This window comes from Aquirufa echingensis, from assembly GCF_042714525.1.
Lineage (GTDB): Bacteria > Bacteroidota > Bacteroidia > Cytophagales > Spirosomataceae > Aquirufa > Aquirufa echingensis.
In genome coordinates, this window is the sequence record NZ_JBBKYA010000003.1 from 562616 (window position 1) to 578491 (window position 15876).

Genomic DNA, 15876 nt, shown 5'->3' on the forward strand with positions numbered 1-15876 from the left:
TGAAGTTGAATCAATAAAATTACTAAATAAGCAGCAATCTGCCTCAACAAATGCAATGGATTCCCCTAACTACTGAAGCCCAACTCGAAGAAATTGTTCACCTTTCGGAAACGAAGCCTACCTTGATCTTCAAACATAGCACCCGTTGCTCCATTTCTTCTACGGCTTTAAGTCGTTTAGAACGTGCTTGGGATGCAGAAGAAAGCCCAGCTTATTACCTTGATTTAATTGCATATCGTCCTATTTCTGGGGCTATTGCTGAAAAATTTGGTGTGGAACATCAATCGCCACAAGTCTTGGTGATTAACCATGGAAAATGCAGCTATTCCGCAACCCATTGGGACATTGCTATGGATGAAATCAAACCTTTTTTGTAAAAAAAATATGCGGTACTGCTTCTTTCTTTCTTGCCTATTTATTTCCTTGAGCTCATGGGCCCAAAGGAAATCGACGTCGGCAGAAAGTACCCTGCAAATACCGAGCAAACAAACGCCTAGTAAGCAAACGAAACTGCCCTCAGAGAAACTAACGAGTACCTGGGCAATCGGAATTAGTACGACAACAAATTCAGGAATTATTGGCGGATTTAGTTTCCGAAGATATTGGTTAAATGAAGGTAAAAGCCAATCATTTGCCCAAATCGATGCAGACATCATCAAGGATTATCGGGAATTCACCTCCCCATATTCATACAATGGTCGGTCCTATATCGAAGGAAAACTCAATCAATTAATTGTTATCCGCCCGGAATACGGACGAAGATGGACTTTACTACAGAAATCTGCAGAGGGAGGGCCCGCGTTAAAAGGAATTTTCACTACAGGTCCTAGTATTGGATTGCAGAAGCCTTATTACGTTGATATTTCTTACACAAATACTGCCACCACACAAACGACAACCTTAGCTGTACCTTATGCTAAAACCTTAGACAATTCCTATCCTAAGGCATTTATCATCGGCGATGCGAGTTTTTTAAATGGATTTTCAGAAGTCAAGCCTGTACCCGGATGGCACGTAAAATCCGCTTTAAACCTTGAATTGGAATCCTTTAAGCAAAATCACATGAGCTTGGAGCTCGGATTTTGTTTGGATTATTTTACAAAACCAATCGAAATGTTAAACCAAACCGAGGGTCGCGGTGTTTATACGACCGGATACCTGACATTTTTCTTTGGAAAGAGTCATTAAAACGCCTATCAAATGATTGAATTACCTCAAGTAAATCCCGTACCTGCAAATCGTAAACCTGATTGGCTTCGTGTCAAATTACCTATTGGTGAAAGTTATACCAAGGTGCGTAAACTCGTGGATGAATATAAATTGCATACCATTTGCCAATCTGGAAATTGCCCAAACATGGGCGAATGCTGGGGCGAAGGCACTGCTACCTTCATGATTTTAGGGAATGTTTGTACGCGATCATGTACGTTTTGCGCGGTGGCTACTGGCAGACCGCAAGAATATGACGAAGACGAACCTCGTCGAGTAGCAGAGGCCATCCGTTTGATGCAAGTAAAACATGCGGTAATCACATCGGTTAACCGCGATGAACTAAAAGATAAAGGTGCTGAAATTTGGTACCAAACCGTTCGAGCCGTGAAGGAAACAACACCTGCAACGACGATTGAGACTTTAATTCCGGATGTTAAGGCAAATTGGGATGCATTAATTCGTATGATTGAAGGGGGACAAGAAGTGGTTTCTCACAACATGGAAACTGTTGCACGATTATACCGTTATGTTCGTCCACAAGCAAAATACGAACGTAGTTTAGAACAAATCAAACGCACGAAAGAATTTGGAAAACGGAATAAATCAGGCATCATGCTAGGTTTAGGTGAAACCCAAGAGGAGGTATTCCAAGCAATGGATGATTTAGTAGCGAATGGATTGGATGTATTAACCTTAGGGCAATATTTACAGCCTACGAAAATGCACCATGAGGTGATCGAATGGATACACCCCGACAAATTTGCCATGTACAAAGAAGAGGGCCTAAAGCGTGGCTTAGCTTATGTAGAATCTGGGGCATTGGTACGCTCTAGCTACCATGCTGAAAGACATATCTAATGATTAACGAAGCGATTGAAAATCCCAAACAATATACCTACATCATCGCTGGTGGGGGTATGGCGGGACTTTCACTCGCTTATTACTTATCCGAAAGTTCGCTCACATATGAGCGCATTTTAATCTTGGATCAGGGTAATGAAGCAACCAAAACATGGAGTTATTGGAGCGATGAAGCACATCCTTTTGATGTTTTTGCGGAACATAGTTGGGGACAATTAGAAGTTAATTCCTTTGCCAACAAAAATCTCAATTTAACGATTGCCCCCTTTGTTTATCGGAAAATTGAAAGTGGAACTTGGACAAAAGCAATTCAGGAAAAGCTTCATCAGAACCCTAAATTCGAATTCATTCAGGCGAGAATTGAAGGTTTTAACTTCCAAGGAAAATTCGCTCAAGTGCTTACGGATAAAGGGCGTTTCGAAGCGACTGAAAAGATTTTTGACAGCGTTAGCCCCTACCCTTGTGATTTAACAAATCCCAAAGAACTAAAACAACATTTTGTAGGACTTAGCATCGAGACGAATTTTCCACTCTTTGATCCTAACAAAGCAACCTTATTCGATTTCCGAATTGCCTTTACGAATGCCTGTGAGTTCATGTATGTATTGCCTACCAGCACGAGAAATGCCTTGTTTGAACATACTTTTTTTTCAGGTGAATTATTGGATGAGAAGGCCTATTTGGCACAAATCAAAGCTTACCTACTCGCCTATTATGGCTTGAGTGACGATGACTATGAAATAAAGGGAAGCGAAAAAGGCATTATTCCGATGAATTATGTAGCGATCCCGCAAAACTTGCATCAAAAAATCATTAAAATCGGCACATCAGGTGGTTTCGTCAAAGCGAGTACAGGATATTCATTTAAACGGACTCAAGTGCTATTGAAAAAGTTGGTGGGCCAATTGGAATCGGACAACAAGAACGCACATGCTATTCATCAAAAACGATTTAAAATATTACTTGACCGCATTTTCATTCAGGTCTTGGTAGACCAACAAGTGAAAGGTAGCACGGTGTTTGAGAAATTGTTTCAAAAGAATTCGGCTCAGACGATGCTTCGCTTCCTGGATGAACAAACAAACATTTGGGAAGATTTGCGCTTAATGACCAGCGTGCCTACTTGGCCCTTCATGAAAGCCTTCTTCAAAATTGTATTCAAACGGCCAACCTTTTACTAATAAATGGTTGCCGACCCGAGATATTAATCTTAAATTTGCACGATTTTTTAACATTTAAAGAAACAATCAATGGCTTATCTATTTACTTCAGAATCAGTATCCGAGGGACATCCCGATAAAGTAGCTGACCAAATTTCAGATGCGTTAATCGACCATTTCATGGCCTTTGACCCTACATCTAAAGTTGCTTGTGAAACCTTAGTAACAACTGGTCAGGTGGTTTTAGCGGGTGAAGTAAATACGACAACCTATTTAGATGTTCAAGCGATTACACGTGAAGTGATTCGTAAAATCGGATATACCAAAGCTGAATACATGTTTGAAGCTAATTCTTGCGGTATTTTATCTGCTATTCATGAGCAATCTGCCGACATCAACCAAGGTGTTGACCGGGCAAAACCGGAAGAGCAAGGTGCAGGTGACCAAGGAATGATGTTTGGTTTCGCGACAAAAGAAACAGAAAACTACATGCCTTTGGCATTGGATTTGGCACACAAAATCTTACAAGAACTATCATATATTCGTAATAATGAGCCTAATTTAATTGGCTACTTACGTCCGGATGCGAAATCGCAGGTAACGATCGAATACAGTGACGATCATACACCACAACGTATTGACACCATTGTAGTTTCAACGCAACATGATGATTTTGCTACGGAAGCAGAGATGTTAGCCAAAATCAAAAAGGATATCGTTGAAATTGTTATTCCTCGCGTGATGGCAAAATTAAAGCCTGAATTGCAAGCTTTGTTCAATGATGCGATTACTTATCACATTAACCCAACGGGCAAATTTGTAATCGGAGGACCGCACGGAGATACAGGTTTAACAGGCCGTAAAATCATCGTAGATACTTATGGTGGAAAAGGTGCGCACGGTGGTGGTGCATTCTCTGGAAAAGATCCTTCAAAAGTTGACCGTTCAGCGGCTTATGCAACGCGTCACATTGCCAAAAACTTGGTAGCTGCAGGATTATGTGACCAAGTATTAGTTCAAGTTTCTTATGCAATTGGCGTTGCAAAACCATGTGGCTTGTTCATCGATACGTATGGTACTGCAAAAATTGACTTAACAGACGGTGAAATCGCTCGTAAAGTGGAAGCTATTTTCGATATGCGTCCATACTTCATCGAGCAACGCTTGAAATTACGTAACCCGATCTATTCTGAGACCGCTGCTTATGGCCACATGGGACGTAAGAACGAAGTCGTAACGAAAACATTCAACGGACCAGCTGGACAAAAAGTTACGAAAGAAGTGGAATTGTTTACATGGGAAAAATTAGATTACGTAGATGCAGTTAAATCGGCATTCGGAATTTAATCTCCAAATCGATAAGGAAAAGGTGCTCCCCCAAAGAGCACCTTTTTTTATGACATAAATTTGGCTTTATTTGAACAAATTTAGGCGTTATTGAGTTAAGAAGAACATGAGCACAACGGGCAAAAAAGGTTTTTATTTCAAAGAATTCGAAGAAAAAAGCGTTTCGCCTTTTGATAAGCTCTTCGGAATTTTCAAAGAACTCATCACCCATACTTCCGGCGATTTTGATGAAGCCATCGAATGGCTGCGTGAATTGGATAAAGAGTATGAATTAACGGATGAAAATTACACAATTGAAGATTTCATCGAAGACTTAAAAGCCAAAGGCTATATCCGCGAAGAAATCGACGAAAATGGGGGTTCTGGAATAGGCATTACGGCTAAAACCGAACGAGCGATCCGACAAACGGCCCTAGAAAATATCTTCGGCAACCTTAATAAAAGTGGCGCAGGAAATCACAAAACCAAAGCATCAGGCCAAGGCGATGAGTTGACTGGCGAATTCCGGTCCTATCACTTTGGAGACAGCTTAGAAAAAATATCCCTGACTGAAAGCCTTAAAAACGCGCAAATCAACCACGGAATTGGAGAATTTGAATTAACGGAAGATGATTTAGTCGTTGAAGACACGCAATATAAATCTCAAATGAGTACGGTTTTGATGATTGATATCAGCCACTCGATGATTTTATATGGTGAAGATCGGATTACTCCCGCAAAAAAAGTGGCGATGGCTTTGGCTGAATTAATCACTACCCGCTATCCGAAAGACACCATTGATATACTCGTATTCGGCAACGATGCGTGGAGCATTTCCATCAAAGATATCCCCTACCTAAAAGTAGGACCTTACCACACTAATACCGTCGCAGGATTGCAGTTGGCCATGGATATTTTACGACGCAAGCGAAATACCAATAAACAGATATTTATGATTACCGACGGGAAACCGAGCTGCGTGCGTGAAAAGGATGGCACCTATTACATGAATAGCAACGGCCTTGATCCCTACGTGACGGAGAAATGTTACACCCAGGCGGCGCAGGCTAGAAAATTACATATTCCCATTACGACATTTATGATTGCAAGGGATCCGTATCTCCAACAATTTGTGGATAAATTCACGGAAGCCAACCAAGGAAAAGCGTTTTACACGGGCCTTCGTGGCTTAGGGGAAATGATATTTCAAGATTACGAAACGAATAGAAAGAAAAGACTCAAATAAGATGATTAAGAATTTAGGAGAATTAAAGGCTTCAGGCTACCAAAGTAAATCCATCAAAGATGAATTACGCGATAATCTCATCAAGCACATGGAGGCCGGAACGACGGTATTTGAGGGTGTACATGGATTTGAAAATTCGGTCATTCCTGAGTTAGAACGCGCGATCTTATCGCGTCATAACATTAACTTGTTGGGATTACGTGGTCAAGCAAAAACACGTTTGGCTCGTTTAATGATGAATCTGTTAGATGAATATATTCCCTATGTAGCAGGTTCTGAAATCAATGATGACCCCTTAAATCCCATCTCCCGCTTTGCCATCAATTTGATTGAAGAACATGGCGACCAAACACCCATCGCTTGGCTACATCGAAATGATCGTTTTGCGGAGAAATTAGCAACACCTGATGTAACCGTTGCTGATTTAATTGGCGATGTGGATCCGATCAAGGCGGCCAATTTAAAACTTTCCTATGCGGATGACAGGGTCATTCATTTCGGTATGATTCCACGAGCGAATCGTTGTATTTTCGTCATTAATGAAATTCCCGATTTACAAGCTCGTATCCAAGTTGCCTTATTCAATATTTTGCAAGAAGGTGATATTCAAATTCGTGGATTCAAATTGCGTTTACCACTTGATGTACAATTCATCTTTACGGCGAATCCCGAAGATTATACAAACAGAGGAAGCATTGTGACACCCTTGAAAGACCGGATTGGATCTCAAATTTTAACTCATTATCCAGAGAGCATCGCAATTGCTCGGAAGATTTCAAGCCAAGAGGCACGCATCAATGTTGCACAAAGCGATCGTGTATATATCCCAAATTTAGCATATGATTTGTTGGAGCAAATCATCTTTGAAGCCCGACAAAGCGAGTACATTGACCATAAAAGTGGAGTGAGTGCTCGTATGAGCATTTCTATGTTGGAGAGCTTAGTCAGCACCGCCGAACGACGCGCATTGCTCAATAAGGAAAAACATACCACAGTTCGTTTAGCCGATTTTATGGGTATTATCCCAGCTATCACAGGAAAGGTGGAATTAGTTTATGAAGGCGAACAAGAAGGTGCAGCATTTGTTGCCGAACAACTGATTGGGCAAGCCATCAAAACATTCCTTCCAGGCTTATTTCCTAAAATCGAAAAGCTAAGCAAGAAAATCGAAGATAGTCCTTACAGTAACTTGCTAGAGGCAGTATTTTCCGATGGAGGCATTGTGTTATATGATGAATCAACGGACAAAGATTACCAGTCAACTTTAGACGAATTAAAACCGCTGAATGCATTAGTTTCGAAATACCAACCTGAGACCGCTGCCAAGGATCGATATTTTGTTGGAGAGTTTGTTCTGTGGGCCCTAGCGGAACATCACAAATTGGGCAAAGAACGTTTACAAGATGGATTTCAGTTTAAAGATTTACTAGGAATACTATAACAAAAAAAAGCGCCCTAATTGGGGCGCTTTTTCATTTATTCGATGGAAAGACTGAGCTTATCCGTTTTGACTTGATTGATTTTTGATTTGAACCGTTTGATTTGTTCAGCTAGAGCATTCAATGCTAAATCCAAGGCTTCTTCAAACGAGCGTGCGGTTTCTTTAACAAACAAAATAGCACCCGGCACAGCAATCTTAATTTCCAACATTTTTTCGCGCATTTTACCTTCGCCTTTGGCTAATTTTAAAAATACTTCGCCTCCGGTTATTCGATCATAAAAAGTTTCTAATTTATTCAACTTAGCTTGAATGCTATCCAACAATTTACGATCAGCACTGAAGTGAATGGCGTGTACTTGCACTTTCATAATCATTAAATTTAAAGGGTGAATAGTTGCTTTGGGAATCTTAGCAAAGCCAACGAAAAACAGAACGTTTTAGATTCATTGAAAAGGTATATTTTTTTCGAAAGCTTGTCAAGCAATTAACAAAAATTTATTTCCAAACAACGCGAATCAATGAAACTGGAATACCCAATTCAGCAAAAGAATCATGCCAAAAATGCTGTATAGCCGATAAATGATCGTTGGGAGACTTCACTTCAACAAAAGCGTATTCGTCGCCACGTTTGATAAATAAATCAGGAAAACCTTTCGCATGCGTAGATAAACGTGACCACATGAGTGTTAGGACTTGTTGGAGCGCATTGACCTCCACACATTCCAATACACGTTCTATTAACTCCCAATTGAAATACACCCAATCCACCAAAGGATTAATAACACCCTGATGCTGCTCGGCGACACTACGCATGTGCGCTAAAACCTGCGAACGATCATGGAGTAAATCCATTAATTCCGAGAACCTTTCCGGATTTACTTGCGTAAAATCAATGGTAGGGGCATATTGAAAGGGATGATGAAAACCTACGCTGCGATCTGTGAAAATTAATTCCCAAGTGAGCAAACCTAAAATATTCTTCCAAACTCCATTTTCGGAAAATACAGAATAATAGCCCTGCTCTGCATAATAATCAATGAGCCCCTGTTCCACGCTACCCTGATAGGAACCATCAATTTCAATTTTCGCCGCCTTTTTCAATCGGCCTGTCACCTGTTTGACTTGTTTTTTCGATGCCTGCCGAGCTAAAAAATCTTGAAAAAAGTGTAATTCAGTCGGGTTCTCCACATGCAATTGACCAAATTCAGCCCATTGTATCGCTTCATCTATGCGTTTTAATTTGGCCAAAATACGCACCCGCCGCTCCAATGCTTGGGCGGAACCTGCCAACTCAAAAACTTCTAAGGCATCCGGCAAATAGTTTTGCCTTTCTAGAAAACGACCCACTTGAAACAATAAGCGCTCATAGGCAGGAATCGCTAATTCCGACAAATCATGGGCCATCGGAATAATGGACTCGAATAACGACGCTTTCAAATGGCCCGGATCCAATTGATCCTGTTGCTCATAAAACCATTCGCGCCAAAGACTCAACTGCCACTTGTCATCAATTTCTTTCCGAGTGGTAAAATAGGGTTGAAAATCATCTTCAGCGACCTCAACGTATTGTCGGTGCCCTAAATCCCTGACCACAAATTCCTTCAAATCCCGATTCTTACTACCAAAAAATAGAAATGAACAGAAATGATACATTTCCAATTGCAAGGGTTTTATCCAATCACTTGTTTGAAAGGATTGGCTCAGTGGTTGGCCGACTAACAAATCCACCAAAGCCTGCTTGGATAAAGCTTTGAACGATTCTTTACTTGTTGAAATATCTTTAATGAGATTAACACAGGCATGCTTGGTCAATACCTGCAAAACTGCGGGGGTAAAAACGGTTGCGTCGTATTCCCCGACAAAGCCTTTGGAAATCAATTCTTCAATAACCAAATCCAAGGAATCGATTTCCGCATATTTTAATTGCGATCGATTAAACCAAGTGACACTCCTGCCTGATAAACGGAGGTAGAGGCATTGTCCACTAAACGAGAGTGATTGAAAGGATGAGATAAATTCGGATTCCGAAGGATTTAGCAAATTTTTATAATGCTTATCCACATATCGCAAAACATATTGAAAGTAATCCCAATAATAAGTTGGAGAAAAATTGGAAGGTTCAGCGCTCTCCATGAATTTTGCGGATAAATTTTACTCTAAAATAGGACTATTTGAGTATAAATTTCAAAATTTTCAACAGAAAATTAGATTTTTTCAACAATTTCAGAAATGATGTTATATTTGTAGGCCTAATATTTGTTGGGCATATCACACCACTCTAACGAAACAAAATTTATGCAAACGGTTTCAAATTTCAACTTTGCTGGCAAAAAAGCATTAGTTCGTGTTGACTTCAACGTACCTCTTAATGAGCGATTTGAAATTACAGATGATACGCGTATCAAAGCAACCATTCCTACGATTCAGAAGATACTTTCTGATGGTGGTTCGGCAATTTTGATGTCACATTTGGGAAGACCGAAAGATGGTCCAACAGAGAAATACTCATTGAAACACTTAGTTACTCCCCTATCTTTGGTATTCGGAGTAAAAGTAAAATTTGCAACCGATTGCATTGGAGACGATGCCGTTGAATTAGCAGCATCACTTCAACCAGGAGAAATCTTATTGTTGGAAAACTTACGTTTCTACAAAGAAGAAGAAAAAGGTGACGAAGGTTTTGCGCAAAAATTAGCTCGTTTAGGAAATGTTTGGGTGAATGATGCATTTGGTACAGCACACCGTGCACATGCTTCAACAGCCGTTATGGGTAAGTTCTTTACAGAGAAAGTTGCAGGATATGTCATGCAAGCTGAACTTGAAAACGCACAGAAGATTCTTGAATATTCAGAGCGTCCATTCACGGCAATCATGGGAGGTTCAAAAATCTCAGATAAAATCTTAATCATCGAACGTTTATTGGACAAGGTTGATAACTTGATCATCGGTGGTGGAATGACATACACATTCTCGTTAGCAGAAGGTGGTAAAATTGGTAAATCAATCTCAGAGCCAGATAAAGTTGAATTAGCGAAAGAATTAATCGAAAAGGCAAAAGCCAAAGGAGTTAACTTAATCATGCCAGTTGACAATGTTTGTGCAGATGATTTCAATAACAATGCTAACCGTCAAACAGTTAGTCGTGGTGAGATTCCTGATGGTTGGGAAGGTTTAGATATCGGTCCTGAATCAGTAAAATTATTCCAAGAGGTGATTGCAAAATCGAAGACTATCCTTTGGAATGGCCCGATGGGTGTTTTTGAATTCCCGAACTTTGCGATTGGTACGAATGCCATTGCTGATGCGGTCGTAAAAGCAACCGAAGAAAACGGTGCATTCTCGTTAATTGGTGGTGGAGATTCAGCATCAGCGGTAAATAACGCAGGTTACGGAGATCGCGTATCCTATGTATCTACTGGTGGTGGGGCATTATTAGAATACATGGAAGGTAAAGTATTACCAGGAGTAGCAGCGCTAGAAGCATAATTGCTAGTACTTATAAATTTTAAAAGGCGAGGAGTTTTTCCTCGCCTTTTTGTATTTTAGTATTTTGGTCAATGCGCAACTATGATTTACCCCAACGAACCCGTTCAGTTAAAATCGACTTACATCAGTTTAGACAGTCGGCAAATCTATGAACCCCAAGACACGGCTTTTTTCGCTGTCAGGGGTTTGCATCACGATGGGCATCAATACGTTGAATCATTGTACCACAAAGGTGTCCGAGAATTTATCGTAGAAAAATCGGCTTGGAATGGCCCTTTGGCAGAAAAAGCTAAAAGTTGGACCAACACATCCATCTGGGTTGTCGCAAATTGCATTGAAACCTTACAACATATTGCGCATGTACACCGGATGTCGTTTGGACTTCCTATCGTGGGCATTACAGGATCAAATGGCAAAACCACCTGCAAGGAATGGTTATATACATTAACGAAGCATAAATTCCAAGTTGTAAGAAGTCCAAAGAGCTTCAATTCACAAATTGGAGTCCCACTTTCTGTATGGGGCATAAAAGCCCAACATGAACTCGGGATTTTCGAAGCAGGTATTTCGCAGAAGCAAGAAATGGATCGCTTAGAATCCATCATTCGGCCTGAATTCGGAATCTTAACCCATATTGGAGAAGCGCATGGAAAGAACTTTGCCAATGAAGCTGAGAAATTAGAAGAAAAACTAAAGCTTTTCCGCCATTCCAAAAAGCTTATTTACCGGGCTACTCCTGCTACTTCCGCTATCGTGATAGCGACTATGCAGAAAAATAATCCGACATGCGAGCTGATTAGTTGGAGTACCACTGACCCCAATCAATCCATCTACGTATATTGGAAAATTACAGGTAAAATCAGCCAATTAAAATTCCAAAAACGAAACCAATCCGAACCTTTCCTAAGCATACAGAGCTATTTACATGATGAAGCTTCGCTGGAAAACCTGAGCCATTGTCTCATTCAGGCCCACATGTTGGGCATGAGCAATGAAGAACTAACCGTGGCGGCTATGGGAATTAAACCCATCTCCATGCGCTTAGAAATCAAAGAGGGTGTACGGAATAACCAACTGATTGATGATTCCTATAATAATGATCTAGATGGCCTAAAATTAGCCCTCCCACTCTTCAAACGCTATGAAGAAAAAAAGAAGGTATTAATCATTAGTGACTTTATCGAAACGGGTATTGCTGAAGAAGCATTATACAAACAAATAGCCCAATTGGTAGAAAACCAAAAGATTGAAAAAATCATTGGAATAGGCATTCAAATAGAACGAAACAAGCACCATTTCAAACAAATTAATACCTATTCAACAGCGGAATCATTAGTTGAATCAGGGGACTTAACAAGTTTACACGATTCTATAATCTTATTGAAAGGTGCCAGAAAATTTGCCTTTGAGAAGATTGTCAATGCATTGGAAACAAAAACCCATTGCACGCAATTAGAAATCAATTTAGACGCCTTACAACACAACTTAAGCTATTACCGAGGAGTTATCGGCAACAATACCAAAATCATGGGTATGGTTAAAGCACAGGCCTATGGTGCAGGTGCCGTAGAAATTGCCAAAATTCTCCAAACACAGGGGATCGAATACTTAACTGTAGCGTATACCGACGAGGGTGTCCATTTACGAAATAATGGAATTTATACACCCATCATGGTGATGAACCCACAAGTGGAAGAATTCGATAAGATGGTATCCTATGCGCTAGAACCCGAAATATATAATTTCAGTTTATTGGCCGCCATTGATGAATATAGTACGAATCAAAATAAGAATATCAAGATCCATATCAAATTGGATACAGGCATGAAAAGACTAGGTTTTGAAATGAGTGATATTCCTCAACTCATGGATGAACTAAATCAAATGCCCCAACTCTGGGTTGTGAGTATTTTAAGCCATTTAGCGGCCTCAGAAAACCCGAAACATAGGGAATTTACCCTTTACCAAATCAATCAATTCAAAGAAGCCGCTCAAGCGATTAGTGATCGCTTAGGATATAGACCACTATGGCATATTGCTAACTCCGCCGCGATCCAAAATTACCCTGAAGCACACCTCGATATGGTCAGATTGGGCATCAGTATGTATGGAATTTCAGGCAATTCGGTCGAAAAAAATGCATTAGAAAATGTATTATCACTCAAAACATACGTTTCACAGGTAAAAAATGTCACAAAAGGTGAAACTGTTGGCTATGGAAGAATAGGACAATTCGAAGAAAATGGCAAGATAGCAACCTTAGCCATTGGTTATGCAGATGGCTACAGTCGGGCATTAGGAAATGGCCAAGGATCTTTTGAAATCAATGGTCAATTATGTCCAACTATTGGTAGCATTTGCATGGACATGTGCATGGTTGATGTCAGTAAAATCAACGGTATCAAGGAAGGCGATGAAGCCATCGTATTTGGTAGAAAAATCCAATTGGGACAATTAGCCAAATCAGCCCAAACTATCCCTTACGAAATGATGACTGGCATCTCCTCACGAGTTAAACGGATTTACATACGCGAGTAATAATCGTAACAATAATCAAACCCAAAAGCACTAGCCACCTGATCATATTCAAGTGGCTATTTTTTTTGCCTCGTACACAAACTACAACGTATATATTTCTTACCAACATAGCTTAGCTAGGTGTAACAGCTATAATCAACCATCAGCATATGACCAAAGTAGACTAGGTATATCATTTAGCATTAACGCTAAATATATTTGTTCGATCGTCTAATTGATTAGCTGAAAGACTAAGTTTTATTAGCTAAAATGCTAATCAATTAGTTGGCCGGCTAATTAGCTATTCATGCGCACGACAGCACTCGATTTTGTATTCTTCATGGAATATATTAATTTAGCTAAATAAGTAATCATTATATGACAATCGAGGCGATTAGTAAGGCGATAGGTGATGAATCCCGACGTAAGATCATTGAGATGCTCAAGGATGGTGAAATGCCCGCGAGTAGTATTTTTGATCAATTCGACTATGCTGCACCTACCATATCCCGACACTTATCTGTATTAAAAGAAGCTGGCCTTGTGACGACCCGTCGCAACGGTGTTTTCATTTACTATGCCCTCGAAAAAGAAGCACTAAACCAGTTGGCCGCCTGGCTCAGCCCCTTGCTCCCACCGACCAATCCGGCAGCAAAACCCGCACCAAAGGAACGTGTTGTAAGGGCGCCAAAAGTCAAAATAGAAAATCCATTTGATAAATTTCAAAGTGAATTTTAATTAGAATAATACAATTTTATGAAACGATTTGTGATCATTATTCGTGGCCCAGTTGAGGGAATTTCTGGAGCAAACAGTCTTGCTTCCACCGAAGAATTGGAGCAAATTCGTACGTGGTTAAAAACCATTAAGGAGCAATATCAGGACATGCTTTACCAGAAATTTTCGGGACAATCTTTATATTTAGGAGCAAGTGGAAAAATTGAACAAAAGATAGTTCAGTTAATTGACGGCGGTGAGATCTCTCAAGTCATTACACTGATCATGTCTTCCTGGGAAGAAGCAACACGCGTCGCAGAGAGTTTTCCCTTCCCAAACACCTTTTACACCGTTGAATTACGTGAAATGGCATGAAAAAGCCCCATACGCAACGTATGAGGCTTTTTTGATGTAATGCCGCGAGAATCGCGTATTTCTTTTTACTTATACATTGATCTCGCCTACCATATTCTCAGGGCGAACCCAAGCATCAAACTCTTCTGCAGTTAAATAACCCAAGGCAATAGCTGTTTCTTTCAACGTAGAGCCATTTTTGTGCGCTGTTTGAGCGATTTCCGCTGCTTTGTAATAACCAATCTTGGTATTTAAGGCAGTTACAAGCATCAACGAGTTATTTACGTGTTTAGCGATGTTTTCACGTAAAGGTTCAATACCTACGGCGCACTTATCATTAAATGCTACACAGACGTCTCCAATTAAGCGAGCCGAGTGTAAGAAGTTATAAATCATAACAGGCTTAAACACGTTTAATTCAAAGTGTCCTGAAGCGCCACCGATATTGATTGCAACATCATTACCTAATACCTGTGCAGCAACCATGGTCATCGCCTCACATTGTGTAGGATTAACCTTTCCTGGCATGATGGATGAACCTGGTTCGTTATCCGGAATGTAGATTTCCCCAATTCCAGAACGTGGTCCGGATGACAACATACGAACATCATTACCAATCTTCATCAGGCTAACAGCTACGGTTTTTAGCGCGCCATGAGCTTCCACAATGGCATCATGTGCTGCCAAGGCTTCAAACTTGTTTTCAGCTGTTCTAAATGGCAATCCTGTCAATGTTGCGATATGCTTCGCTACGTTTTCAGAATAGCCTTTAGGCGTATTAATTCCGGTTCCTACAGCCGTCCCTCCTAGCGCTAATTCCGCTAAGTGATCTAAGCAATTATTGATTGCTTTTAAGCCATGATTTAATTGAGAAACATAACCAGAGAATTCCTGACCTAATGTCAATGGCGTAGCATCCATGAAGTGCGTACGACCAATTTTAACAACGTTTTTAAAGGCTTTTGCCTTTGCATCCAAGGTATCACGTAATTTGGTGATTCCAGGGATTGTGACCTCCATCAAAGCTTGATATGCGGCAATGTGCATCGCCGTAGGAAAGGTATCATTGGATGATTGCGACTTGTTTACGTCATCATTAGGGTGAACAAACTTCTGCTCATCCATCAAATCTCCTCCCTGAATCACATGCGCACGGTATGCAATCACTTCATTGCAATTCATGTTAGACTGCGTACCCGAACCCGTTTGCCAAACGACTAATGGAAATTGATCCGCCCATTGGCCTGCTAATATCTCATCACACACTTGTGAAATCAGGTTTTTCTTTGCTTCATCCAATACACCAGCCTCAAAATTCGTGATCGCTGCCGCCTTCTTTAAGTAGGCAAATGCACGTATAATTTCCTTAGGCATCTTATTGATATCTTGAGCAATCGGGAAGTTCTCAATCGAACGCTGCGTTTGTGCGCCCCAATATACATGTGCAGGTACTTTCACCTTGCCCATGGTATCTTTTTCAATTCTATATTCCATAATGGCTATTTGTATTATTTTTGTAAGCAATCCACAAAAATACCACCAAAACAAACAAGGTG

The 15876-nt window shown here is 40.4% G+C and carries 14 protein-coding genes; 11 read left to right on the forward strand and 3 right to left on the reverse strand.

Annotation, left to right across the window (positions count from 1 at the left end; all coding sequences use genetic code 11):
- The first annotated feature begins 50 nt into the window (after positions 1–50).
- The 7 genes from ytxJ to SKC38_RS07790 all read left to right on the forward strand — a co-directional run bounded on the left by ytxJ (position 51) and on the right by SKC38_RS07790 (position 7246).
- Positions 51–377: a bacillithiol system redox-active protein YtxJ gene (gene ytxJ, locus SKC38_RS07760; protein WP_377976566.1), complete on the forward strand. Its 327-nt coding sequence runs from the start codon at positions 51–53 to the stop codon at positions 375–377.
- A gap of 7 nt (positions 378–384) precedes the next feature.
- Entirely contained in the window at positions 385–1188 is an 804-nt protein-coding gene (locus SKC38_RS07765) for a hypothetical protein (RefSeq protein ID WP_377976567.1), read from the forward strand.
- A 12-nt stretch (positions 1189–1200) separates the two neighbouring features.
- Positions 1201–2070 (forward strand): lipoyl synthase, encoded by an 870-nt coding sequence (gene lipA, locus SKC38_RS07770; RefSeq protein WP_377976568.1) that lies wholly within the window; start codon positions 1201–1203, stop codon positions 2068–2070.
- Positions 2070–3254 carry a lycopene cyclase family protein gene (locus tag SKC38_RS07775; protein WP_377976569.1) on the forward strand — a complete coding sequence of 395 codons (1185 nt, stop codon included), beginning with the start codon at positions 2070–2072 and terminating at the stop codon, positions 3252–3254. The genes lipA and SKC38_RS07775 overlap by 1 nt, the downstream gene beginning before the upstream one ends.
- A 69-nt stretch (positions 3255–3323) precedes the next feature.
- The gene (gene metK, locus SKC38_RS07780) at positions 3324–4580 is read left to right on the forward strand and encodes a methionine adenosyltransferase (RefSeq protein WP_377976570.1); all 1257 of its coding nucleotides are present in this window, start codon (positions 3324–3326) and stop codon (positions 4578–4580) included.
- 106 nt (positions 4581–4686) lie between these two features.
- Positions 4687–5805 (forward strand): vWA domain-containing protein, encoded by a 1119-nt coding sequence (locus SKC38_RS07785; protein ID WP_377976571.1) that lies wholly within the window; start codon positions 4687–4689, stop codon positions 5803–5805.
- Between the two features lies 1 nt (position 5806).
- Positions 5807–7246: an AAA family ATPase gene (locus SKC38_RS07790; protein WP_377976572.1), complete on the forward strand. Its 1440-nt coding sequence runs from the start codon at positions 5807–5809 to the stop codon at positions 7244–7246.
- A 35-nt stretch (positions 7247–7281) separates the two neighbouring features.
- Here the strand turns inward: SKC38_RS07790 and SKC38_RS07795 are convergent, their stop codons facing one another.
- Both SKC38_RS07795 and SKC38_RS07800 read right to left on the reverse strand, forming a co-directional pair.
- Positions 7282–7614 carry an HPF/RaiA family ribosome-associated protein gene (locus SKC38_RS07795; protein WP_377976573.1) on the reverse strand — a complete coding sequence of 111 codons (333 nt, stop codon included), beginning with the start codon at positions 7612–7614 and terminating at the stop codon, positions 7282–7284.
- Between the two features lie 127 nt (positions 7615–7741).
- Positions 7742–9379, reverse strand: a complete 1638-nt coding sequence (locus SKC38_RS07800) for a VRR-NUC domain-containing protein (RefSeq protein ID WP_377976574.1) — start codon at positions 9377–9379, stop codon at positions 7742–7744.
- Positions 9380–9541: 162 nt separating this feature from the next.
- Between SKC38_RS07800 and SKC38_RS07805 the strand changes: the two genes are divergently transcribed.
- From SKC38_RS07805 to SKC38_RS07820, 4 genes are all read left to right on the forward strand, one after another.
- Complete coding sequence (locus SKC38_RS07805) at positions 9542–10732, forward strand: phosphoglycerate kinase (protein WP_377976575.1); 1191 nt, start codon at positions 9542–9544, stop codon at positions 10730–10732.
- A gap of 81 nt (positions 10733–10813) precedes the next feature.
- Positions 10814–13270: a bifunctional UDP-N-acetylmuramoyl-tripeptide:D-alanyl-D-alanine ligase/alanine racemase gene (locus tag SKC38_RS07810; protein ID WP_377976576.1), complete on the forward strand. Its 2457-nt coding sequence runs from the start codon at positions 10814–10816 to the stop codon at positions 13268–13270.
- A 357-nt stretch (positions 13271–13627) separates the two neighbouring features.
- Positions 13628–13987 (forward strand): ArsR/SmtB family transcription factor, encoded by a 360-nt coding sequence (locus SKC38_RS07815; protein WP_377976577.1) that lies wholly within the window; start codon positions 13628–13630, stop codon positions 13985–13987.
- An 18-nt stretch (positions 13988–14005) separates the two neighbouring features.
- On the forward strand, positions 14006–14341 hold the full coding sequence (locus SKC38_RS07820; RefSeq protein ID WP_377976578.1) for a hypothetical protein: 336 nt from the start codon (positions 14006–14008) through the stop codon (positions 14339–14341).
- 69 nt (positions 14342–14410) lie between these two features.
- Here SKC38_RS07820 and fumC read toward each other — a convergent pair whose 3' ends face one another.
- Positions 14411–15814, reverse strand: coding sequence for a class II fumarate hydratase (gene fumC / locus SKC38_RS07825; protein WP_377976579.1), 1404 nt, complete (start codon positions 15812–15814; stop codon positions 14411–14413).
- Positions 15815–15876: the final 62 nt, after the last annotated feature.